The sequence below is a fragment of the Caulifigura coniformis genome, assembly GCF_007745175.1.
GTDB lineage: Bacteria > Planctomycetota > Planctomycetia > Planctomycetales > Planctomycetaceae > Caulifigura > Caulifigura coniformis.
The window spans coordinates 5,707,713-5,729,601 of the sequence record NZ_CP036271.1; the positions used below are offsets into that span (position 1 = coordinate 5,707,713).

The following is a 21,889-nucleotide window of genomic DNA, read 5'->3' on the forward strand; positions in this document are numbered from 1 at the left end:
GACTTGCCCGAGCCGAAGCGCGAAGAACTCAAAGTCCATGCCCGTCGGGCCGTGCTTGTTTCCGTTGTCGACCGGCGTGAGAAAGGAGTTCACGCGGATGACCTGGACGAGATGCGGGGGCTCGCCGAGACGGCGGGGGCCGAGATCGTCGGAACCCTCCTGCAGTACAAGGAAAAGCCCGATCCGGCGACCTACCTGGGAAAGGGCAAGCTGAGCGAACTGGCCCAGCTCGTCGCGGCCTCGGATGCCGACCTTGTCGTCTTCGACAACGTCCTCAGCCCGTCCCAGGGCAAGAACGTCGAGGAGATCACGGGCAAGCAGGTCGTCGATCGCAGCGAAGTCATTCTCGACATCTTCGCCACGCACGCCCGGACGTACGAATCCAAGCTGCAGGTCGAACTGGCCCAGCTGCTCTACATGCGGCCTCGGCTGACCCGCATGTGGACCCACCTCGAACGCATCGAGGGTGGCATCGGCAGCGGCAAAGGTCCCGGTGAAAAGCAGCTGGAAACGGACCGCCGGCTCGTCGACACGCGCATCAGCGAACTGAAACGAAAACTGAAGGATGTGGAAAAACGGCGGGAACGGCTCGTCGCCAGCCGCCGCGACCACATGACGGTTTCGCTCGTTGGCTACACGAACGCGGGCAAGAGCACGCTGATGCGCGCCCTGACCGGGGCGGACGTCTATATCGCCGACAAGCTGTTCGCCACCCTCGACACCCGTACCCGCAAGTGGACGCTCCCCAACTGGGGTGACGTCCTGCTTTCCGATACCGTCGGATTCATCAAGAACCTGCCCCACCACCTGGTGGCCTCGTTCCGCTCGACCCTCGAAGAAGCCCGCCACGCGGATCTTCTGCTGCACGTCGTCGACGCCAGCCACCCCGACGCCGAACAGCAGATCAAGACGGTCAACGAGGTGCTGGAGGACCTCGGAATCGAGGCCCATGAACCGATCCTCGTCCTGAACAAGGTCGATGCGCTGGAAGACCGTTCGCTGCTCGACGTCCTGCGGGGCCGGCATCCCAACACGGTGTCGGTCAGCGCTGTCGACGGGACCGGGCTCGAGAAGCTCACCCAGATGGTCGCGGAGCGGCTGGGCGACGGCTATCTGAACGTGAAGGTCGAGACGTCCGTCGGCAACGGGAAGCTGTTCGCCTTCCTGTCCGAGCACGCCGAAGTGCAGGGCGAGAGGGACTACCACGACGACCGCGTCACGCTGACGGTTCGCATCCCGCGGCGGTTCGCGAACGTGCTGACGGATGATCCGCAGAACGTCATCCGCAACCTCGACGGCACGCCGCTGAAGCTGAAGCAGGATGACATCGAGGACGACGAGGATTACAGCGTGCCCCTGAGCGCGAGCGGCCGCGGTCGAGAGAACGCTTGAGCTGCCGGGAGGTCGTCGACGTCGATGCGGACGCGCAATGCCGGGCCTCCAGATCGATGGGGACCGGGGTTTCAGCACACGCGATGTCGACTACAATCACGCGATGCTTCCCGCAAACCTGGAGATGCCGCCCGTTGCGGCTCCTGATTCCGAGCACCGCCTGTTCCTCACGCTCTTCGTGAGCAACGCCGGCGGCTGGTAATCCCCATTGAGCAGGCCCCTCTCTCGCGGGCCCTTTCTTCGCTCGCTTTCCGTCTGTCGTGCCTGCGGCCGGGCTTCCGGTCGTGGCTCACTTTCGATTCTCAACGTGGAGGCATGTGTCATGTCGGCGACTTCCGCAGAAGCCGGTTCCGGTTTGCCCCGTCTTGTCTGGTGCCTGTTTGGCCCGATGGCGCTTCTTGTGACGACGGTGATGATCGCTGAGAAGGGGGGAGGATGGCTGGGATTCGGCAGCCTCGTTTACCTGCTCATTCTCGCGACGATGCTCCTGGCGCGGTGGGTTGATTACCGTACCGGACATTCCGAGACCGCGGCCGGTGAGCCCGCCACTCCGGAATTGATTCGCAGGTATTACACCACTGTTCCCGTCGTCGCGATGGTCGTGTGGATCGTCGCCAACGTCATCGGCCTGCGCTGAACAGCCACGCCGCCTTTCGACTTTACCAACCCATTTCCAGCGACAGCGCCGAGCCAGGGTGTTTCACGAGACCAGGCGGGCCGAACTTCAAAGAGCGAGATGAACCCTTCCCCGATCGAACTGCTGGCGACATTTCTCTTCGCACTGGCAGTCCTCCACACCTTCTCCGTCAAGCACTTCGCTCATTGGGCGCACAAATATCCGCGAGGCTCCGTCGCCGAGAACCTCCTGCATTTTCTCGCGGAGACGGAGGTCGTCTTCGGCTTATGGGCCGCCGCGCTCTTTGCAGGAATCGCCGCCATCGAAGGCTCGGTCGGTGCGGCGGTTCACTACATTGAAGGACTCAACTTCAATGAGCCGAAGTTTGTTCTCGCCGTGATGGTCGTCGCGGCGACGCGGCCGATTGTTGCCCTGGGCGAGCGCATTCTGAATGGAGTCGCCCGGCTGCTTCCGTTCGGCAGCAGCGTGGCCTTTTACGTGACGGCACTCGCTCTCGGACCGCTCCTGGGCTCGTTCATCACCGAACCGGCCGCGATGACGCTGCTGGCGATCGTGCTCAAGCGTCGCTACTTCGATCGCGACATCAGCCCGCAATTCGCCTACGCCACGCTGGGGCTGTTGTTCGTCAACGTTTCGGTCGGCGGAACACTGACCCATTTCGCGGCCCCGCCCGTACTGATGGTGGCCAAGACCTGGAACTGGGATACGCCGTTCATGCTCACGCATTTCGGCTGGCGGGCGGCGATCTGTTGCGTTCTGTCGACCGGAATCGTCGCGTTCGTCTTCCGACGTCAGCTGGCCGGGATTCAATATGTCGCCGGGGACCAGCGCTACGTCCCCGTGTGGCTCACGGTGCTGCACGTTGCCTTTTTGGCCGCCATCGTGTTCTTTGCCCACCACCCCGATGTCTGCTTCGGCGTGCTCATGTTGTTCCTCGGGCTCACGACGGCGACGCGCGAGTATCAGGACAATCTCAAGCTGCGCGAGGCGTTGCTGGTGGGATTCTTCCTGGCCGGCCTGGTGACGCTTGGCAGCCTCCAGGCGTACTGGCTCAAGCCTCTCATTGCGGGGCTCGATGGATCACTCCTGTTCTTCGGCGCTACGGCGCTGACAGCGATTACCGACAACGCGGCGTTGACCTATCTCGGATCGCTCGTCGAAGGGATCGGCCCCGACCTCCAATACGCGCTGGTGGCCGGAGCCGTGTCGGGCGGAGGATTGACGGTGATCGCGAACGCGCCCAACCCGGCGGGCGTGGGCATTCTGCAGAGCGCCAAAACGTTCGGCGGCCACGGCATCAGCCCGCTCGGCCTGTTCGCGGGCGCGGTGTTTCCGACGCTGGTGGCCGTGACGTGCTTCTGGCTGGTGTAGGCGTTCGTGTTGTTGAAACGCCGGCGAGGTGGCCGGAGATGGACGCAGCGAAGGGGAGCCCCGCTCCCATCCTCTTCGTTCCAGGGGATCGACAAGCAATCGGCGTTTCGCCGATAACGGCCCGAGCCCACGTCACACAGTGAGTGACGATCCTAGGCGTGCCAGACGCCCCACTGCGGTCACCCTTCAGACAAGAAAGCCTGTGGGTCGCCAGTGAACGTCAGTTTGCGGAGCAACATTTCAAACTCTGCTTCGTCACATCTCCAAATGCGGTTTGCAACGGTTCTGGGGTCCGTCAGGATGTCGTCGATATACAGCCTCGGCGGCTTACCCTGATGCTGAACGATCGCGTTTACATGGTCGAGACAGACGACGACAACCGCCAGTAGGTCATCGCGCATTCTCGCCTCGACCTGATCGGCGAAGCTGGTGAATACCGCGCCAAGTTCTCGCTCTCGCTCGACGGACCGCTTGCCGCGACTACCTGCCGTATGCCGTACGATTTCGATCGCGGCCTTCTGAACTCCGCTCAGCAGTGAGAAATGAACGGCTGATTGCAGGTTTTGTCTCGCTTGTTCGGTTAAACTCATCCTCGGCCTCGCTCTTGACTCGCATGAATGAAACCGCCGCTTGGACGGGGGGGCGACGCTCAATCGGGGCGGGCTAGAAACATCGGGAACGTCTGGCCGCAGTGTAAAACGGATAATACGGACCGGCAAAACTCACTCAGGGCCGCACGATGCCAAAGATTCTGCCGATCGCTCCGCACCTTTTGCACCTCGCGGGCGAGTACCGAGTTTGCAGTGAGCTTCAGAAGCGTGGCATCTTCGCCACGGTGACGTTTGGAACTCATAAGGGCGTTGACATCTTTGCCATTGATGAGAGCCTGTCAGTCGCACTGCGAATTGAGGTGAAGACGAGTCAGCGGCCGAAGTTCGTCACGGGCATCAGTCAGAAGAAGGAGCGAGGCAACACCGACTGGCCTGACTTTTGGGTTCTCGCCCGAATCTGCCAGACCGGGCCGAACGAATTTGACGAACGGTTCTTTGTCCTGTCGCACGCTGAAATCGCGGACGCTCAATCGAAGCGAAATGCGGACTACTCTGACCGAGTCTTCGCGAAGAAGGGGACGCGTCCCGACCCACGCGACGGTGTGGACAACGTGAAACTGGACGATGTCCTACCGCATGAAAACTGCTGGAACAAGATCGCGGACGAAATGGCAAAGCGGGCGAAGTGCTAGAACAAAGGAAGCAGCGCCGAAACGCCGCTACTTCTCGTCCCGTTGTTATCGCGGAAACAAGAATGAGCGAACCTGACTGGCGGCAATTCGAAATTGCGGTTGCTGACTTCGTTAAGGCGCTCGGGACGGGAGCGAACGTCACTCATGATGTGAAGCTCCCGGATACTCACACGGGACACATGCGACAGCGGGATGTGTGGATTGAAACCAGTCTCGGCGGCTTGTTCATCGTCAAGTTGCTCGTTAGCTGCAAACACTACGGGCGTGTCTTGAATGAACTGGACATCGACCATTTCAATGGTGAGTTTCTTTCGTCCGGCGCGCACAAGGGCGTGCTCTATTCTCTGGCCGGGTTCAATCCGTTCGCGATCGAAAAGGCGAAAAAGTTGGGGTTCTGCTGCTGCCGACTTTATGAGGACACGCCTGCCGATCTCCCGGAATCGCTCGTCTTTCACTCCTATTGTTTGCCTTCCCGTATGCGCCTATCCGCAGTCGCGCTGTCGGGCGACTGGAACGAGAACGTGACATGGAATGACATCTTCACCGTCAAACTCGGTGACGGTGACAAGACAATCTTGGATTCACTCACGGACGCCTTTGCCAAACATGAGCAAAAAGCGTTAGACGCGATTGCTTGGGCTCGCGGCTTCCCTACACCGTGGGCAGTCCGCATAACATTCGCGTCGGCCGCCGATCCGACCCAATCGTTGATACTCGAATTGGGCGAATCTTGGCGAATCTTCCGAGGCAATGTCGAAGCTCATTTGCTTAACGGCTCGTACAACGTGACTAGCGACCAATTCATCGGTTCACAGGTCAGCCCGTCGGTCGACATGAAAGGGCCTGACCCCGGCCCCGGCTGGACGTTGCTCGACAAGTCGCCGGAATGGGAAGCCACAGATTCAATCTTGATATGCATTCCGAGAGCCGACCCGAAACGCAACCTACAGGACTCGTACGGCTGTCGCCGGGTTCTGGCCCGGGAAGGTTAGGCGGACAGGTGGCACACCCACGTCTCACCAATCTGGGTGGCACGTCCTGACTGACTTCAGGAAGAAAGGGCGTGGCGAGCATTGTCGAAGCCTCCCCACGCTTACGGACGCCGCTCAGATCCTACTTGCCAACTCAACAGACCACTGACAGTGCTGAAGGCGTCCTGGCACGGGACCACGCCCTTGGCAGGGCGTGCCACACGGCCGATGCTGCCAGCTGCGATCCAGGCAGACGCTGGCAGCGTCTGCTACGGGCCGCGCGCGCGTTGCGGGAGGGGCCGGGACGGGAGGGGGAGCGCAATGAAAAAAGCCCACGGGTTGCAACCCGTGGGCTTTGGTTTGCTCGGAGCAGCCTGAAGGCTGTCTGCAGGCTCAGGCTGCTTCGGCCTGGTCCTGGGCGTGGTGGGCGTTGAGCTTATTGTACAGCGTCTTGAGGGCGATCCCGAGTTCGTCGGAGGTACGGGGTTTGTCCCCTTCGTACTTCTCCAGCGTCTGCAGGATCACTTCCATTTCGATTTCACGCAGCGTGAGCGGCCGCGGGAAGTTGTTGACGTCGAATGGCCGGTCGTCCACGGGACGGCGCGAGCCGACGCTCAGCGGCAGGTCTTCCGGGCGGATGCTCTTTCCGTCGGACAGGATGGCGGCGTGCTCGAGGGCGTTGGAGAGTTCCCGGACGTTGCCGGACCAGTCGTGCTGGCGAAGCAGGGTGATTGCTTCGGGCGAAAGCAGGTTCTCCGGGACGTCGCGTTTCTTCAGGTGCCGGGCGAGCAGCGAGTGGGCCAGCATCGGCAGGTCGTCCTTCCGCTCGCGGAGCGGAGGGAGGCGGATCTCGAACGTGTTCACGCGGAAGAAGAGGTCTTCCCGGAACGAGCCTTCGGCCACCATGTCCTGCAGGCTGCGGTTGGTCGCGCACACCACGCGGACGTCGACCGTGAAGGCGTCGTTTTCGCCGACGCGACGGACTTCGCCCGATTCGAGGAAGCGGAGCAGCTTGACCTGCATCGCCTTGTCGAGTTCGCCGAGTTCGTCGAGGAACAGCGTGCCGCCGTTGGCCACTTCGATCAGGCCCTTCCTGGGGGTGTCGGCCCCGGTGAAGGCTCCTTTCTTATGTCCGAACAGCTCACTTTCGACGAGATTCTCCGGCAACGCTCCGCAGTTCACCGCCACGAACGGCATCTGGGAACGGGTGCTGAGTTCGTGAATCCGCCGGGCGACGAGTTCCTTGCCCGTGCCGGTTTCCCCGAGAATCAGGACGCTCGAATCGGTGGGGGCGATCTTCTCGACCAGTTTCTTCACCCGCTGCATCGACGGGGTTTCGCCAATGAGGTCGGTGCCGCCGCGAACCGATTTGAGCTGGGCTTCGAGCGCAATGGCCTTGTTGGCCAGCAGTTTCTTTTCGGCGACCCGGCTGAGAACGTTGGCGATTTCGACCAGCGTGCAGGGCTTGCGGAGGAAGTCGTAGGCGCCCATCCGCACGGCCTGGATGGCGTCATCGATGTCGCCGTGGCCGGTGTGAATGATGACGTCCGTTTCCGGGCACGTCTTTTTCAGATGCTGAACGACGTCCCAGCCGCCGATGCCGGGCATGCGGAGGTCGACGATGGCGGCGTCGAAGGGATGGTCTTCGAGCGCCCGCAGGGCGGCTCGCCCATCTTCGCAGATGGTCACATCGTGCCCCAGACGGGGCAGTTCGTTCTTCATGACGAGCCGGATGGGGGCTTCGTCATCCACGAACAGAATACGCAATCGATGCGCAGCGACTCCGGGCACGCCGTCACTCCTTGACGACTCGTCGACATCCTGTCGGAAGTTGCGAACCGGGAGTTCGCAACTCGTCGAGCACGAGCATGTCAGTAAAAACTTGGGAGACCGGGTGATAACACAAGGCCGCAAGTGCGGCAACGGGACTCTTGAGCCGTTTTCGTAAGTCCTTGCCGCAGGAGGGCAAGACGTTTCATGGTCACCGCTTTTACGCGGTCGGCCTGGGGACGGGAGGGGTTTCCGCCGTGAGGCATCTGACGAATGACGCTTCTCGCACCGACGGCTTTCCGGCGCCGCGTGCGACCACGATGTTGATTTTCGAACTGTTCGCCCACTCGCTCGACGACGGAATGCCTGTACAGAACCGTCTGGAAACGGGGACGAACCCGGGAACGAACCGGCGGCGAGACTTGCACACCGATCGCATCGAACGCGCGGTGCCGGTACCGTCGTTCGAACGCCAGGTGAAGCACACGCCGCCGGTTCAGACCGGAGAAACCTTCAAGCTCGTTGAGTCGGATGGGAGCCAGGTCCTGGACCTGGATTCGGCCGGTCTCCAGTTTCCTGCGGTCGGCATTCCGGATTCGCACCTCGAGATCAGGAATCTCGGTTGTCGACACCGCTCTCTTCGCCGTTGATCGATTCATCAGCGTGGCCGGTGGCGGAGGAGAAAGGGGCGTTGTCGGAGTGTCTGAAAACATGAAATTCAGATAAAGTCTTGGTCACTTATAGCGCGACGAAACATCTCCTCCTAGAGGGGATGAAGTTACAAATCGGAAAGGTGTGAACGAGGGTTACGAATCGGTAAGTAATGGGAATATTGAGTTTACGGGGAACGCGATCGGTTCCATTTTCCTGAGGAGCGGGAATGGGCGTCGTTGGAAGGACGGCGGCCGGCGATTCTCAAGCGGCTTGCTTGAGGCTCGCCAGAACTGCTTCCACTCCACGCCGATCTGGCTGTCAGCTCATAAGATGAATCCCGGATGGCCGCGAGCAGTCGCGCGGCCCGGGGAGGCTGACTGTTCACGTCGCCTCCGTGGTCGCCTTCCGACAAGCCGGACAAGTCAGGTTCAAGTGATGAAGGGACCGCTCGTGGAAGTGCTTGTGATCGAAGACGACCTGGTTCTGGGCAGATCGCTCCAGAAGGGGTTGCAGGAGTCCGAGCACAATTGCGTCTGGACGCGGAGCGGTCTTGAAGGGCTCACCCAGGCCGGGGCCTGCCGGTTTGATGTCATCGTGCTCGACCTCAACCTGCCCGACCTGTCCGGGCTGGAGGTCCTTCGTTCACTTCGCAAGCAGGGAGTCAACACGCCGGTCGTGATCCTGAGCGCGCTCGGCTCGGTGGATGAGAGAGTGGCCGGGCTCGAAGCCGGCGCTGACGACTACCTGGTCAAGCCGTTCGCCTTCTCGGAACTGATTGCCCGGCTTTCGGCCGTGACCCGCCGATCCATCGCCCGGCAGTCGCAGACCCTGACCGTGGGGCCGTTGACGCTCGATCTTTCGATGCGTCGGGCCTCCCGGGACGGCCAGGAATTCGATCTCACGCCGACGGAGTTCAGCCTGCTGGAATTCCTCATGCGGAATGCGGGGCAGGTCGTCACCCGCCGCATGCTTTGCGAGCACCTGTGGGAGTCGGACTGGGAGGGAGTCACGAACGTGATCGAGGTCCACATTACGCGCCTGCGTGGAAAGATGGACCGCGGCTTTGAGGAGCAGCTGCTCCACACGGTCCGGGGGCGGGGCTATGTCCTCAGGGTGCCCGGAACATGATTGCTCCTGACCCCGCAACCCGGCGAACGGTCGCGGGTTCGCGCGCCGCTTCGATCGGCAAAGCGACGCCCCTCCAGTCGCTGCGAACCCGGCTCGCCGTGTGGAATGCCGCGGTGGTGATCCTCACGGCCGTGACCACTCTCGTCATCCTCCGGCAGGGAGTGACCTGGGCTCTGTTGCGGGAAATCGACGAGATCCTCGGGGAGGACATCGTCGAGATCGGATTGATGCTTTCGGAGATTCCGAAAGACCAGTTCGGAGAGCTTACGCACGAACTCGATCGCAAGGCGATCGGACACCGGCACCATGGGTGGTTCGCCGAACTCCTCGGCCCGCAAGGCGAACGCATCTGGCTCTCAGGTGGCCGCGACTCCGGCCCTCCCGCTCCGCAGGCCGCCCGCAGTGGTCCACCGGCCGACCTGCGGACAATCCGCGGACCCGCTCCCCCGAATCAGCACGGCGTCAAGACCGTCGTCGTCGGGACTCGGCTCACGTTGCTCAGGCACGATCTCTCCAAGATCGATGAACTGGTCGTCCTGACCGCCACGCTCATCTTTGCGGTCGCTCCCCTCTTCGCCTACTGGCTGGCCGGGCGCGCGACCAATGCGGTTGGCGAAATCACGCGGACCGCGTCCCGCCTGCGGCCCGACCGGCTCGAAGAACGGTTGCCGCTGCGCGGTACGGGGGACGAACTGGACCAGCTCGCGCAGACAATCAATGGGCTGCTCGACAGAATCGCCGTCTTTCTCGACCACAAGCGCGACGTCCTCGCCAACGCCGCACACGAACTCCGCACGCCCCTCGCGGCGATCCGCAGTTCCGTGGAAGTTGCCCTCAATGAGCAGCGGACTCCGCAGGAATACCAGGAGTTGCTCGAAGACATCATCGACCAGAGCGGCTCGCTGCAGACCCTGCTGAATCAGCTTTTGCTGCTGTCTGAAGCCGAGGCCGAACTGCTGCGTTCGCAGGTCGATGTCGTTGGACTTGATCGGATCGTGTCGCGCGCCGTCGAGATGTTTCAGGGGGTCGCCGAAGTTCGCGAAATCTCACTGGAGGTTCAGCCTCTTCCCCGCTGCGACGTATCCGGAAACAAGGTGCACCTGCAGCAGGTCGTGAACAACCTGATCGACAACGGCCTCAAGTACACGCCGGCCGGGGGGAAGGTACAAGTGACGCTCAACGTCGATCGCGACAGGAGAGTTGCGCGGCTGCATGTGAAAGATTCCGGCATTGGTGTCTCCGCTGTCGACGTGCCTCGCATTTTCGACCGCTTCTTTCGCGTCGATCGATCGCGCCGCAGGGACTCCCCCGAAGGAACCGGCCTGGGCCTGAGCATCTGCAAGGCCGTGGTCGAAGCCCACGGAGGAAAGATCAGTTGCCAGAGCACGCTCGGACAGGGGACCGAGTTCACAGTCGAGCTGCAACTCGCGTCTCCCCCGGACCCGGAGGCCGACGGTGAATCGACCGACGCCCAGCGGGCCGCGCTCCCACGCTAAAACCAGTCCCGGGACAGCCGATTCCCGGAAACAGCTTTGGCAGCGTTCGACTCCGGATGGGCGTCGCCGTCGGGCTCAACCGGGGTAGAATCGGTGAGGTGACTGCACACCCCAGGAGGCGTTCGTCATGTCTGGTTTTCAACATGTGCTGGTTCCGGTCGATTTCAGCGCCGAAAGCATTCAGGCCCTGCATTACGGGTGTGCCTTCGCGCGGAACGACAAGGCGCCGCTGTCCGTTCTTCATGCCGTTCAGAACCTCGCGCCCCTGACGTTTGGCGGAGCCGAGGTGGTCTCGAATATCGCCGTGCAATACGCCGATGAGGCGGAGGCCAATGCGCGGAAGGCCCTTGAGAACGTTGTTCCCGCCGAGTGGATGCAAGGGCTGGAGATCCGACGCGAGGCAGTCGTCGGGGCGACGGCTGAGACCATTCTGGATTACGCCCGGTCCCATCAGGTCGACCTGATCGTCGTCGGCACCCATGGTCGCGGCGGAGTGACGCGCATGCTCCTTGGAAGCGTCGCGGAGAAGATCGTCCAGCGGGCCCCCTGCAGCGTGCTGGTCGTCCGCCAGCGTGAGCACGAGTTCGTGACCCCCGGAAGCGAACTCCCGCGGCCTCAGAATGTGCTTGTGCCGATCGATTTCAGCGACCGCGGCCAGAAGGCGCTGGAGGAAGGCGCTGATCTCGCCGCGCGATTCGGGGCGGAACTCCACCTGCTGCACGTCGTGGAAGACACCACTCCCGCGACCTCCGAACTGGCGACCACTTCCTCCGTCTTTCGGGCCTACATGCGTGAACTCACCACGCAGGGCGAGAAGCAGGTCGAGGACGTCCAGATCCCGAATCTGGGCGTTTCGGTCGTTCAGCGGAAAGTCGTGATCGGCTCCCCCATCGCCAGGATCACCGCCTATGCCGCAGAGAAAGAGATCGACCTGATCGTGATGGGAACGCACGGCCGCACTGGCGCCATGCACTGGCTGCTCGGCAGCGTCGCCGAACGCGTCGTCCGCTCCGCCCCCTGCCCGGTGATGGTCTGCCGTCGAACGGCCGACGACCCGGCGAAGTAACGCCGCGTCAGCCGCCCGTCACCGAGCCGATCCCGCCGGACCAGCGGGATCGGGTGTTCTTGCCGCGCTCACTCGTCTCCGGACGGCCCATACATCCCGGGAACAGGGATGTTGTTCAGCCGCAGATAGCTGCACAGAAACGCCCGGTGGTGGATGAGGTGGTTGATGCCGTAGATCCGCACCATCGCGGCCCGGGGCATGCTGATGATCGGCTTCCCGTTGTCGAGCAGCGCCCATTCCTTCTGGAAGTCCGCATCCGAAACGGCCTGGAGTGCTTTGCGGCCGGCCACCACCGCCGAATCGAAGCTCGCGAGGACCTCCCGCGTGCTTCTGAGGTCCGGGGACTGGTATTTCGGCCCGCCTGGGGGATTCACGTCCCAGTTGTCGTAGTTGACGATTCCCTCGATCCAGCCGACCCCTTCTGCGAGGTGGTTGGCGACCCAGCCCATCGTGTGGCTTTTGGGATGGGCCTTCCAGTCAAACTTGTCGTCGGGCACCCGCTCGAGCACTTTCCGGGTGTTGGCGGTTTCCTGGTCATATTCAGGAATCAGGGTCTGGGCCATCGTCATGACGTGATCTCCAACATCAGTGCAGGGTCTGGAAAACCGGAGCAGCGGCGGGCGCCGCCATGTCGTGTATATATGTACACATGTTCGGCATTTCAAGATAGAGGGCTTCAGCAGATTCGTAGACACCCGAACGCGGACGGCGATCCCCGTGTCCTGCCTGATTCGGAGGCGTCCGGAACGGGCGTGGCGGCGCCCTGGTGACGCGTCCTTTCGATCGTCGCCCCCCGCCGTTAAATTCTCGCTTTGCTACGGAGTCCGGTTCGTTCGACGGTTGAGGATGTCATGTCGCGTAAGGGTGAGCAGTTTGCCGGGTTGACAGTCGCGCTGGTGACGCCGTTCAAGGACGGCAAGGTGGACGAGGCCGCCCTCAAGAAGTCGGTCGATTTCCAGATCGAAGCCGGCACCGATGTCGTCAGTCCCGTCGGCACCACCGGCGAAAGCCCCACCCTCACTCATGATGAGCACGAACGCGTCATCGCGATCGTCTGCGAGCATGCGGCCGGACGCATCAAGGTCATGGCCGGGACCGGCTCCAACAGCACCTCCGAGTGCGTGCGCCTCACGAAGTACGCCAAGAAGTCGGGAGCGACCGGGGCGCTGATCGTCGGGCCCTATTACAACAAGCCGACCCAGGAAGGCTTCTACCAGCACTTCCAGGCCGTCGCCGAAGCCTGCGACCTGCCGATTGTGCTCTACAACATTCCCGGACGGACGGCGAAGAACATCGAGCCGGAGACGATCTGTCGCATCGCCGAGCTCCCGACCGTCGTCGCCATCAAGGAATCGACGGGCCTCATGGATCAGGCCTCGCAGGTTCTCAGCGGGAGCAACCTGACGTTACTTTCCGGAGATGACAGCCTGACCCTCCCGCTGATGTCGCTTGGCGGCAGCGGTGTGGTCTCGGTCGTCGGCAACATCATTCCGAAAGACGTGAAGGCCATGATCGCCGCCTGGAACAAGGGCGACATCAAGACGGCCCAGGCCGCGCACCACAAGCTCTTCCCGCTCTGCCGCGACCTCCTTGGCCTGTCGACCAACCCCATCCCGATCAAGGCCGCGATGACGGCACTGGGCCGCGACGCGGGTCCGGTCCGCCTGCCGCTCACGCCGCTCTCGGAATCTGAAATGCAGAAGCTGCGGAAGTCGCTCACGAACCACGGCCTGCTGTAAACGGAGCAGGCCATCGGATGGACGGTCCGACCGCTGTCATACTCGCCGCGTGTTGTCTCGCTTTGGGACTTCTGATCGCGTTTTTGTGGCGTCAGCAGGAGGGACGATCCATACATTCTCCGGCAGTGACACTGCCGGTTCTGATTGTCGCCATCATGGTCGCGGTGCTGTCGATGTTCTCAGGCCCGCGATCGACTGCGGCGAGCCATTTCGCGGCAGCAATCATGTTGTTCGGTATCGCAGCGGATTCGAACTTTTGCCGGGCACTGGTCGAGCAGGTTTGGGGAGTCGAAGCCCGTTTCATCGGGCGCATTCAGCGTTGCGAACCTTATGCGTTCTCGGTCCGGGAACTGCGAACGGCGACCATGCTGATCCGATTGGTGGGGTTCATCTTCGCAGGCGTCGGATTCCTGATTGGGTTTTGGTGTTTACCAGTGAAGTCGAATTGAATTGCCAATGCCCCTTCGCGTCTGCAGTTTTGAAAGTCGCCGTCAGGACGAGATGGCGTCGCTGATCCGCCGCCAGGGGGGCGAGCCGACCATCGCTCCTTCCATGCGCGAGGCCCCGCTCGAGAAGCACGAGCCGGTCTTCGAGTTCTGGAAGCGGCTCACCGCCGGTGAGATCGACCTCGTCATCCTGATGACCGGCGTCGGGACGCAGGCGATGTTTGACGTGCTGACCACGCGCATGTCGCGTGAGGACGTCGTCGCGGAGATGAACCGGCATCCCGTCTGCATTCGTGGCCCCAAACCGGCCGTCGTGCTTCGCAACTGGACCGTCCGCATCGACCATCGCGCGCCCGAGCCGAACACCTGGCGCGAGGTGCTGACGATTCTCGATGCCAACGCCGTCCCCCTCAGCGGCACGACAGTGGCCGTGCAGGAATACGGCAAACCAAGCATCGAACTTTACGACGAGCTTCGTCGGCGTGGGGCGACGGTCGTCACGGTGCCCGTCTACCGCTGGGAACTGCCGGCCGACCTCGAACCGCTCAAGGACGCCATCCGCCGCTGTGTCGCCGGCGAGTTCGATGCGCTGCTGTTCACCAGCGCCCAGCAGGCCCATCATGTTCTGCAGGTCGCCGATCAGATCGGGCTCCGCGAACAGTGGCTCGCCGCCGCGAACCGCTGCGTCATCGGCAGCATCGGACCCACGGCCACGGAAACCCTCGTCGAACTGAATCTCAAACCCGACCTCGAACCCGACCACCCCAAAATGGGTCCTCTCGTTTCCGAAACGATGTCGAAGGCTCCCTCCCTTCTGTCAGCAAAGCAGTCTCAGTGAATGCTGGAAAGCTCACCACAGAGACACAGAGCTTGAGAGAAGAGGGAGAGCAACCTGTTTCATGCCGTTGTCCGGAGAATAAACCCAGACCAGAGGAGCGACCACTACGTCGAACCGTTCTGCCTGAAGGTGTGATCTCCCGCTTCTCTGCGTCCTCCGTGTCTCCGTGGTGAACGTCTTTCTTCAATGAGCCCCATGCATCTTCCCCTCGGTTTCTCCGCCGCCGGCGTCGCCTGCGGGATCAAGTCCGACCCCTCGAAGCTCGACCTCGCCCTGTTCCTCTCCGACCGCCCGGCCACGGCCGCTGGCGTGTTCACCCAGAACCAGGTCGTTGGAGCGCCGGTGAAGGTCTCGCGGTCGCGCGTGCCCAGCACGACAGTTCGCGGCGTCGTCCTCAATTCCGGCTGTTCCAATGCCTGTACAGGCCAGCGCGGGATTGATGACGCTCAGTGGATGACGGCCGCCGTCGCCGAGCAGGTCGGTTGCCAGCCGGAAGACATCCTCGTCTGCTCGACGGGCATTATCGGTCACTTCCTCCCGCGCCAGAAGCTGGCCGAAGGAATCCCGGTCGTCTCGAAGAGCGTCGCGGCCGGCGATGACCATTTCCTCGCAGCCGCTCGCGCGATGATGACGACCGACACCGTCCCCAAGCAGGCGATGCGCAAGCTGTCGCTCGGCGGCAAGACGGTCACGATCTCCGGAGCCTGCAAAGGGGCCGCGATGATCGCCCCCAACATGGCCACGATGCTGGCCGTTGTGATGACTGATGTCCGCATCATTCCCGAAACGGCCCAGAAGCTTCTCACACAGGCCGTGAACACCAGCTTCAACTGCATCAGCGTCGACCAGCACACCAGCACCAGCGACACCGTCCTGTTCCTGGCCAACGGCGCTACGGGTATCACGATCGGCGACACCGCCATGCAGGAGTTCCAGCAGGCTCTGACCGATGTCTGCCAGGAACTGTCGCAGAAGATCATCCGCGACGCCGAAGGGGCCGAGCACTTCGTGACGGTCGATGTGATTGGCGCCCGGACTTCGGAGGAGGCTTACCGCATGGCGAAGTCCGTCTGCGATAGCCCGCTCGTCAAAACCGCCGTCGCCGGCAACGATCCGAACTGGGGCCGGATCGTCTCGGCCGCCGGCTATTCGGGCGTGAAGTTCTTCGAAGAAGAATGCTCATTAGCGATCAATGGCATCGAGGTGTACCGGGCCGGCGCTCCGACGCAGTTCGATGCCGACGCCGTTTCCGCCGCGATGAAGACCGGCGAAGTCCACTTCGTCCTGACGTTCACCCACGGCAAAGAACAAAGCCGCTGCTGGACGTGCGATTTGACGGCCGAGTACGTCCGGCTGAATGCCGACTATTCGACATAGGCTACACCTGTGGCAACAGGCGAGTGGGGGGCGTCAGCCTCCTGATGGCTTTCCACGCAAGATCCGCGCGCGATGTACACCCCGTCCAGCTTCCGCGTTGATGATCTGACCACTCTCCACGCCTTCATGGAGCGGTACAGTTTCGCAATGCTCTGCTCGTCAACGAACGGCGAACAGCAGGCAACGCATCTTCCGCTGCTGCTCGATCGCGATTCCGGTCCGCATGGCCAACTCATCGGCCACATGGCCCGCGCCAATCCGCAGTGGAAACGCGCCGCCGGTTCGCAGGTGATGGCGATCTTCGCCGGTCCGCACGCCTACATCTCGCCGACGTGGTATGAGTCGAACGAAACGGTTCCGACCTGGAACTACGCGGCCGTTCATGCCTACGGAACGTTTCAGCCGATCGAGGATGACGCCCGGTTGCGGGAAATTGTCCGCCGGACGGTCGACGTCTATGAACGTTCGATGCCCCGGCCGTGGTCGATGGACGTCGTCCCGCCGGAGACGATCGACAAACTGCTGCTCGGCATCGTGGGCTTCGAGATCCGGATCGACCGGCTCGAAGGGAAGTGGAAGCTCAACCAGAACCATCCCGTCGAACGACGCGAGAAAGTGGTTCGTGCCCTCACAGCGACAGGCCGCCCCGACGACGTGGCCATCGCGGATCTTATGCGCCGGCAGATCGATTCAGAGTCACCGACCTGAGGGGCTGTCGAAGCCAAACGTGCCACGGCTCTGTGAGCCGTGCACCCGCGAAGACCGCCAGCATTCACATGGGTCTCCCAAGGCGACGGGAGGGCGAGGCTCGTGCCGAGCCGCGAATGTTGCCAGCGATCCATCTGAATGAGATGCGTTTTACGCCAGTTGCTCATCCTTCGGGCGATAGAGAATCAGCAGGGGAATCACTCCCAGCGCCGCGGCCGCGAAGAGCAGGTTCGGCGCCTGGTATTTCCCGAGATAGGAATTGCACAGCTTCCAGAACGGACCGGCTGCGGCGATGCCGATCCAGTTGAACAGGTTCATCACGCCGATGATCCGGCCTTTCTGTTCGGCCGGGGCCCGGGCCTGCAGATAGACCTGCACCGGGACACTGAACAGCCCCGCCGAGATTCCCAGCAGGATCAACAGGGCGCCCGCGCCGTAGACGCCGAGCCACATCGGGCGAAATTCCCGAATGACTTTCTCGGCTTCGGGCGCCGCTTCACCGGCGGGAGCAGCCTTCTCGACAACGCCGCCGAACTTCTTGATCTCGGCGGGCGACAGTTCGCGCTGGATCATTCCCGAGCCGGGAATCGAAAGCACGGCCAGCGTCGCCAGCATGCCCCACATTCCGAGTTTCACGAGGCCGGCCCGGAACTGGTTCTTCGACAGGATCCCCGCGGTGACGCACCCGACCGTGATGCCGATTCCGGTGCAGGCTGCGAGCTTGCCCGTCTCGAAGTCATCCAGCCCGAACTGAAGTTTTCCTACGGAGTTGATCACCATCGGATAGACGACGCCCCCCGTCAGCCAGAAGGCCGACGACGCGAGCAGCGCGACAAGCAGGCCTTTCTGCTGTTTGATGACTGACCACGTGCTGGGATGGATGAAGAGTGTCGCCGGCTCGAAGGTGAGATCGGGGCGGGCGATCGGAGTCTTGCGGACCGGCAGCGCCGTGAGCGTTCCGATGACCGCCAGGACAACGCAGGCGATGGACGCCATCCAGAGATGTCCGTCGCAGGCGATCTTGAGTGCTCCGGCCGTGGGAAACGCGAGAATGATCGCCAGGAACGTCGTCATCAGGATGATGCCGTTCACCTTCGGCAGATCGTGTTCGTGGAACAGCTCCGGGAGGACGCCGTATTTCGGTGGCCCGAAGAACGCGCTGTGCGTCCCCATCAGCGCCAGGACAAGGAGCGCGGCCGTGAGCCCACCGAAGCCGAACGCCACCATTCCGCCCAGCGCAATCGCAATTTCCGCCAGCTTGCACAGCACGATGATCGACCGCTTGCTGTGGCGGTCGGCGAGGTAACCTGCGAATCCTGACAGCAGAATGAACGGGGCCGAGAACAGCACCTGGGCCAGGAACTGCTGATCCTTGTCGGGATCCCCGAGTGCCACATCGATGCAGAGCAGCATCACCAGCTGCTTGAAGATGTTGTCGTTCAGGGCGCCGCAGAACTGGGTCGCCGTGAGGCACCAGAAGGAGGGGTCTTTGGACCACGGCTTCGAAGAGAGGGCGGCAGGTTCAGACATCAGCGCGATCCGTGCGAAAGAAGCAGCTCCAGGAGCCGCACACCATAGTCCCCGCATCCCGACCGGTCGACGCAACTTTCCAGGATCGCCGGGGAAGAATCCTGCCAAAGGGCAGGGCACGCTCAGCGGGGCAGTCATTTCCGGCTGATTCCCGAACACAGCGCGCAACCCGCCACGTGGTGTGGAGGGATCATGAAAACGACCATCGCCAACAACGCCCGCACGTCACGCAATCAGGCCGCGCCGGCCCGCCGTGTGGACCGAGCTCTCCAGCGGGGGGCGCGCTGCCCGTGCGGGCACGCGCTCGGGAAAAGGGGCGTCTGGAGCGGACCATGCCACAGTGCCGTCCTTCCTGGTTGCCTCGCTCGAAATGCGCCCCTCCGGCGGCAGAAGTCCCCGGGATGCCCGGGAAAAAAGTGGCCCCGACGGGGGAACGGCCCGCTCTCAGTTGCCCCCCATCCCCCAGCGCTCTATCGTCGCGCGTTTGGTCGATTTGAACTCAGGAGTGGGAAGATATGGCACGCCGCGCGCTCATCAGCGTCAGCGATAAAACGGGGCTCGGTCCGTTCGTCAAAGGCCTCGTGGACCTCGAATTCGAGATCCTCTCGACAGGCGGAACGGCGAAGTTCCTGCGCGACCAGGGCGTGAAGGTGATCGATGTCGCCGAATACACCGGCTTTCCGGAGATGATGGATGGCCGCGTGAAGACGCTGCATCCGCGGATCCACGGCGGCATCCTCGGCCGCCCCGATCTCGCCGAAGACGCCGCATCGATGAAGGAGCACGGGATTCTCCCGTTCGAACTCATCGTCGTGAACCTCTATCCCTTCGAGCAGACGGTCGCCAAGCCGAACGTCAAATACGAAGAAGCGGTCGAACAGATCGACATCGGTGGGCCCAGCATGGTCCGCTCGGCGGCCAAGAACCACGCCTATGTCGGGATCGTCACCCGCGCCGACCAGTACGACGAAGTCCTCGCCGCGCTGCGGGCCGGGCAGCTGAGCCTTCAGCAGCGTCGACGCCTGATGCAGGCCGCGTTCGAAATGACGGCTCGCTACGACGCGGCCATCGCCGCCCACTTCCTCAAGGAAGTCCAGGGCTCCGCCGCCGCCGCGCCCCCCGCCAGCGCGGGCCTCCCGCAGCAACTCGACCTGAAGTTCGAGCGGCGGCAGGAACTCCGCTACGGCGAAAACCCGCACCAGAAGGCGGCCTGGTACGTCGAGCCCTCCTTCGGTCCCACGACGGTCTCCGCCGCGCAGCAGGTCCACGGCAAGGAACTCTCCTACAACAACCTGCTCGACCTCGACGCCGCCGTCTCGATTGTGCGCGAGTTCAAGGAGCCGGCCGCGACCGTTATCAAGCACAATAACCCGTGCGGCTGCGGCATCGGCGCGACCCTCGCCGAGGCGTTCGACAAGGCTTACGAGGGGGATCCGATTTCCGCGTTCGGATCGATCATCGGGCTGAACCGCGTCGTGGATGCCGCGACGGTCGAGCAGCTTTGTGCTCCGAACCGCTTCATTGAGGCGATCATCGCGCCGGGGTTCGAGCCCGAGGCGATCACCGCGCTGACCACGCGTCCGAAGTGGAAGAACAGCGTCCGGTTGCTCGAATTGCCGCAACTGATGAGCGCTCAGGCGGTCAGCTGGGAGTACCGCCGCATCGCCGGCGGACTGCTGGTGCAGGAGCGGGACGAGCTTCCGGAAGACGAGACGACGTGGAAGGTCGTGACGCAGCGTCAGCCTTCGGAGCACGAGCGCCGCGATCTCGCGTTCGCGTGGAAGGTCTGCAAGCACGTCAAATCGAACGCAATTCTCCTCGCGAAGGCCGGGATGGTTGTCGGCGTCGGCGCCGGGCAGATGAGTCGCGTCGATTCGTCCTGGATCGCCGCCCATAAGGCCGGGAGCCGCAGCAAGGGGGCCGTGGCCGCGTCGGATGCGTTCTTCCCGTTCCGGGACGGTGTCGACCAGGCCTCACAGGCCGGAGTCACCGCGCTGATCCAGCCGGGTGGTTCCGTCCGGGACGAGGAAGTCATCGCGGCCTGCAACGAACTGGGGCTGGCGATGATCTTCACCGGCCGCCGCCACTTCAAACACTGAACGGTCGCGGGCGCCGATCTCCGGGCGACCTTCCGGGGATCGGTGATGTTCGAGTGACGGCTCGCCTAAGTCGATTGTGATCTCCGCGCCGGGAGAATGAGCGTTCGAACTGGCGTCTCAGCGGGCTGGTTCGCCGGGGCCTTTCGGGACTACGGCCCAGATGCGCGTCGGTCCCCCCGTTCCCCCCTCGATCTTGATAGGGGCAACGATCAGGCCGAAGCCGGTGGCGGGGAGTTGATCGAGGTGGGCTACGTTCTCGAGCCCGTATCGGCCCGCTTTGTTGATGACGTGGTGCACTTCGAATTTTGTCGAGAGGCCGCGATCGATGCTCAGGGTGTCGAGACCGATGCCGCGGACCTCGCGTTCGCGCACGAGCCATTCGGCCGCCTCGGCCGAGAAGCCGGGGAAGTGCATCTTTCCCATCACGTCGCGGTTCTGGTACCGCGCCGGGTTGGTTGCATGACGGCCCCAGCCGGTCTGGAGCAGGACGATCGCCCCACGCGGGATTGCTCCATGCGACTTTTCCCAGTCCGCGATGTCGGCGACGGTGAGCATCGCATCGGGATCCATTTCGCACTTCACAGCCAGGTCGATGACGACGCCGGGCCCGAAGAGTCGTTCGGCGGGAATCGCGTCGACGCCTGGTCGGTCGTTCTCGAAATGATTGGGCGCATCAATGTGTGTTCCCAGATGCTCCGGCATCGAGAAGGCCTTGGAGGAGACGCCATCCTCCTTGAGCGTTGCGATCGTTTCGAGACGGAACGGCGTGTAGTTGTCGCCAGGCCAGAAGGGAGACTTCTCGTTCAATGGCCAGGCGAGGTCGACGATGCGGGCGCCCTTGTCGTCGAACGGAGAAGGGAGCGGGGCCTGGCCGAGCACGGATCTGCAGGGAAGCAACGCGATGACGAGGATCCAACGCATGGTTCAATTCCTTGGCCGGCCTGTTCGAGTCGACACCTGCTATGCGACTGGAATCGGTTCACGACCGCAAGGACGTCGGCTCGGGGGAACTTCTGTATTCCTCATTGAAACGGCGTGGGAAACGAACAAGACCCCGCCGTTGCCGACAGGGTCTTGAGGAGTGATCATCAAACGCAATGATTACTTCTTCTCGGCCGGCGGTTCCGGAGCAGCTTCGACAGCCGGGGCTTCAGCGGCCGGAGCAGCTTCCACGGCCGGGGTGTTGCAGACGTTGCAAGGAGCCGGGCAGACCGACACCTGGCAGTGGTTCTGACGGCAGCAGCGGCGATTCCGCTTCGTGCGGCACTTGCCGGCTTCGACGTCCGAGGAGAAGGCAACGACCGTGGCGACCACGGCCGACAGAGCAAACAGCTTCCGCAACATGTTGAAAGTTCCTTGTGGAATTGGTTCGCATTCACTTGATGCGAGGCGGGAGAATGTAGGCGATCTGTAACGTTTGTACG

The 21,889-nt window shown here is 62.7% G+C and carries 22 protein-coding genes; 16 read left to right on the forward strand and 6 right to left on the reverse strand.

Features of this window, described 5'->3' with window-relative positions:
• The first annotated feature begins 3 nt into the window (after positions 1-3).
• From hflX to Pan44_RS22940, 4 genes are all read left to right on the forward strand, one after another.
• Positions 4-1,392 (forward strand): GTPase HflX, encoded by a 1,389-nt coding sequence (gene hflX / locus Pan44_RS22930; RefSeq protein WP_145034101.1) that lies wholly within the window; start codon positions 4-6, stop codon positions 1,390-1,392.
• A 37-nt stretch (positions 1,393-1,429) separates the two neighbouring features.
• Positions 1,430-1,594, forward strand: a complete 165-nt coding sequence (locus Pan44_RS27570) for a hypothetical protein (protein WP_197453584.1) — start codon at positions 1,430-1,432, stop codon at positions 1,592-1,594.
• Between the two features lie 120 nt (positions 1,595-1,714).
• Entirely contained in the window at positions 1,715-2,029 is a 315-nt protein-coding gene (locus Pan44_RS22935) for a hypothetical protein (protein WP_145034102.1), read from the forward strand.
• Positions 2,030-2,128: 99 nt separating this feature from the next.
• Complete coding sequence (locus Pan44_RS22940) at positions 2,129-3,400, forward strand: putative Na+/H+ antiporter (RefSeq protein WP_145034103.1); 1,272 nt, start codon at positions 2,129-2,131, stop codon at positions 3,398-3,400.
• Positions 3,401-3,579: 179 nt separating this feature from the next.
• Here the strand turns inward: Pan44_RS22940 and Pan44_RS22945 are convergent, their stop codons facing one another.
• Entirely contained in the window at positions 3,580-3,990 is a 411-nt protein-coding gene (locus tag Pan44_RS22945) for a hypothetical protein (RefSeq protein ID WP_145034104.1), read from the reverse strand.
• 149 nt (positions 3,991-4,139) lie between these two features.
• Here Pan44_RS22945 and Pan44_RS22950 point away from each other — a divergent pair, with 149 nt between their 5' ends.
• Positions 4,140-4,643, forward strand: coding sequence for a hypothetical protein (locus tag Pan44_RS22950; protein ID WP_145034105.1), 504 nt, complete (start codon positions 4,140-4,142; stop codon positions 4,641-4,643).
• Positions 4,644-4,705: 62 nt separating this feature from the next.
• On the forward strand, positions 4,706-5,635 hold the full coding sequence (locus Pan44_RS22955) for a restriction endonuclease (protein WP_145034106.1): 930 nt from the start codon (positions 4,706-4,708) through the stop codon (positions 5,633-5,635).
• Positions 5,636-6,007: 372 nt separating this feature from the next.
• Here the strand turns inward: Pan44_RS22955 and Pan44_RS22960 are convergent, their stop codons facing one another.
• A complete protein-coding gene (locus Pan44_RS22960; RefSeq protein ID WP_231754140.1) occupies positions 6,008-7,405 on the reverse strand; it encodes a sigma-54-dependent transcriptional regulator in 1,398 nt (465 codons plus the stop codon).
• Between the two features lie 299 nt (positions 7,406-7,704).
• Here Pan44_RS22960 and Pan44_RS22965 point away from each other — a divergent pair, with 299 nt between their 5' ends.
• From Pan44_RS22965 to Pan44_RS22980, 4 genes are all read left to right on the forward strand, one after another.
• Complete coding sequence (locus tag Pan44_RS22965; RefSeq protein WP_145034107.1) at positions 7,705-8,034, forward strand: hypothetical protein; 330 nt, start codon at positions 7,705-7,707, stop codon at positions 8,032-8,034.
• Between the two features lie 454 nt (positions 8,035-8,488).
• Complete coding sequence (locus Pan44_RS22970; RefSeq protein WP_145035153.1) at positions 8,489-9,166, forward strand: response regulator transcription factor; 678 nt, start codon at positions 8,489-8,491, stop codon at positions 9,164-9,166.
• Positions 9,163-10,662 (forward strand): sensor histidine kinase, encoded by a 1,500-nt coding sequence (locus Pan44_RS22975; RefSeq protein WP_145034108.1) that lies wholly within the window; start codon positions 9,163-9,165, stop codon positions 10,660-10,662. Before Pan44_RS22970 ends, Pan44_RS22975 begins: the two co-directional genes overlap by 4 nt.
• A gap of 127 nt (positions 10,663-10,789) precedes the next feature.
• Positions 10,790-11,728, forward strand: a complete 939-nt coding sequence (locus Pan44_RS22980) for a universal stress protein (RefSeq protein WP_145034109.1) — start codon at positions 10,790-10,792, stop codon at positions 11,726-11,728.
• Between the two features lie 68 nt (positions 11,729-11,796).
• Here the strand turns inward: Pan44_RS22980 and Pan44_RS22985 are convergent, their stop codons facing one another.
• Positions 11,797-12,297, reverse strand: a complete 501-nt coding sequence (locus Pan44_RS22985) for a DinB family protein (protein ID WP_145034110.1) — start codon at positions 12,295-12,297, stop codon at positions 11,797-11,799.
• Positions 12,298-12,579: 282 nt separating this feature from the next.
• Here Pan44_RS22985 and dapA point away from each other — a divergent pair, with 282 nt between their 5' ends.
• The 5 genes from dapA to Pan44_RS23010 all read left to right on the forward strand — a co-directional run bounded on the left by dapA (position 12,580) and on the right by Pan44_RS23010 (position 16,836).
• Entirely contained in the window at positions 12,580-13,467 is an 888-nt protein-coding gene (dapA, locus tag Pan44_RS22990; RefSeq protein WP_145034111.1) for a 4-hydroxy-tetrahydrodipicolinate synthase, read from the forward strand.
• Between the two features lie 17 nt (positions 13,468-13,484).
• Entirely contained in the window at positions 13,485-13,916 is a 432-nt protein-coding gene (locus tag Pan44_RS22995; RefSeq protein ID WP_145034112.1) for a hypothetical protein, read from the forward strand.
• A gap of 7 nt (positions 13,917-13,923) precedes the next feature.
• Positions 13,924-14,751, forward strand: coding sequence for a uroporphyrinogen-III synthase (locus Pan44_RS23000; protein WP_197453585.1), 828 nt, complete (start codon positions 13,924-13,926; stop codon positions 14,749-14,751).
• A 195-nt stretch (positions 14,752-14,946) separates the two neighbouring features.
• Positions 14,947-16,128 (forward strand): bifunctional glutamate N-acetyltransferase/amino-acid acetyltransferase ArgJ, encoded by a 1,182-nt coding sequence (gene argJ, locus Pan44_RS23005; protein ID WP_145034113.1) that lies wholly within the window; start codon positions 14,947-14,949, stop codon positions 16,126-16,128.
• 72 nt (positions 16,129-16,200) lie between these two features.
• The gene (locus tag Pan44_RS23010; RefSeq protein ID WP_145034114.1) at positions 16,201-16,836 is read left to right on the forward strand and encodes an FMN-binding negative transcriptional regulator; all 636 of its coding nucleotides are present in this window, start codon (positions 16,201-16,203) and stop codon (positions 16,834-16,836) included.
• Between the two features lie 150 nt (positions 16,837-16,986).
• Here Pan44_RS23010 and Pan44_RS23015 read toward each other — a convergent pair whose 3' ends face one another.
• Entirely contained in the window at positions 16,987-18,366 is a 1,380-nt protein-coding gene (locus Pan44_RS23015) for an MFS transporter (RefSeq protein ID WP_197453586.1), read from the reverse strand.
• A 515-nt stretch (positions 18,367-18,881) separates the two neighbouring features.
• Between Pan44_RS23015 and purH the strand changes: the two genes are divergently transcribed.
• Positions 18,882-20,465 carry a bifunctional phosphoribosylaminoimidazolecarboxamide formyltransferase/IMP cyclohydrolase gene (purH, locus tag Pan44_RS23020; RefSeq protein ID WP_145034116.1) on the forward strand — a complete coding sequence of 528 codons (1,584 nt, stop codon included), beginning with the start codon at positions 18,882-18,884 and terminating at the stop codon, positions 20,463-20,465.
• 117 nt (positions 20,466-20,582) lie between these two features.
• Here purH and Pan44_RS23025 read toward each other — a convergent pair whose 3' ends face one another.
• Positions 20,583-21,386, reverse strand: a complete 804-nt coding sequence (locus tag Pan44_RS23025; protein WP_145034117.1) for a cyclase family protein — start codon at positions 21,384-21,386, stop codon at positions 20,583-20,585.
• A 180-nt stretch (positions 21,387-21,566) separates the two neighbouring features.
• A complete protein-coding gene (locus tag Pan44_RS23030; RefSeq protein ID WP_145034118.1) occupies positions 21,567-21,809 on the reverse strand; it encodes a hypothetical protein in 243 nt (80 codons plus the stop codon).
• Between the last annotated feature and the right edge of the window lie 80 nt (positions 21,810-21,889).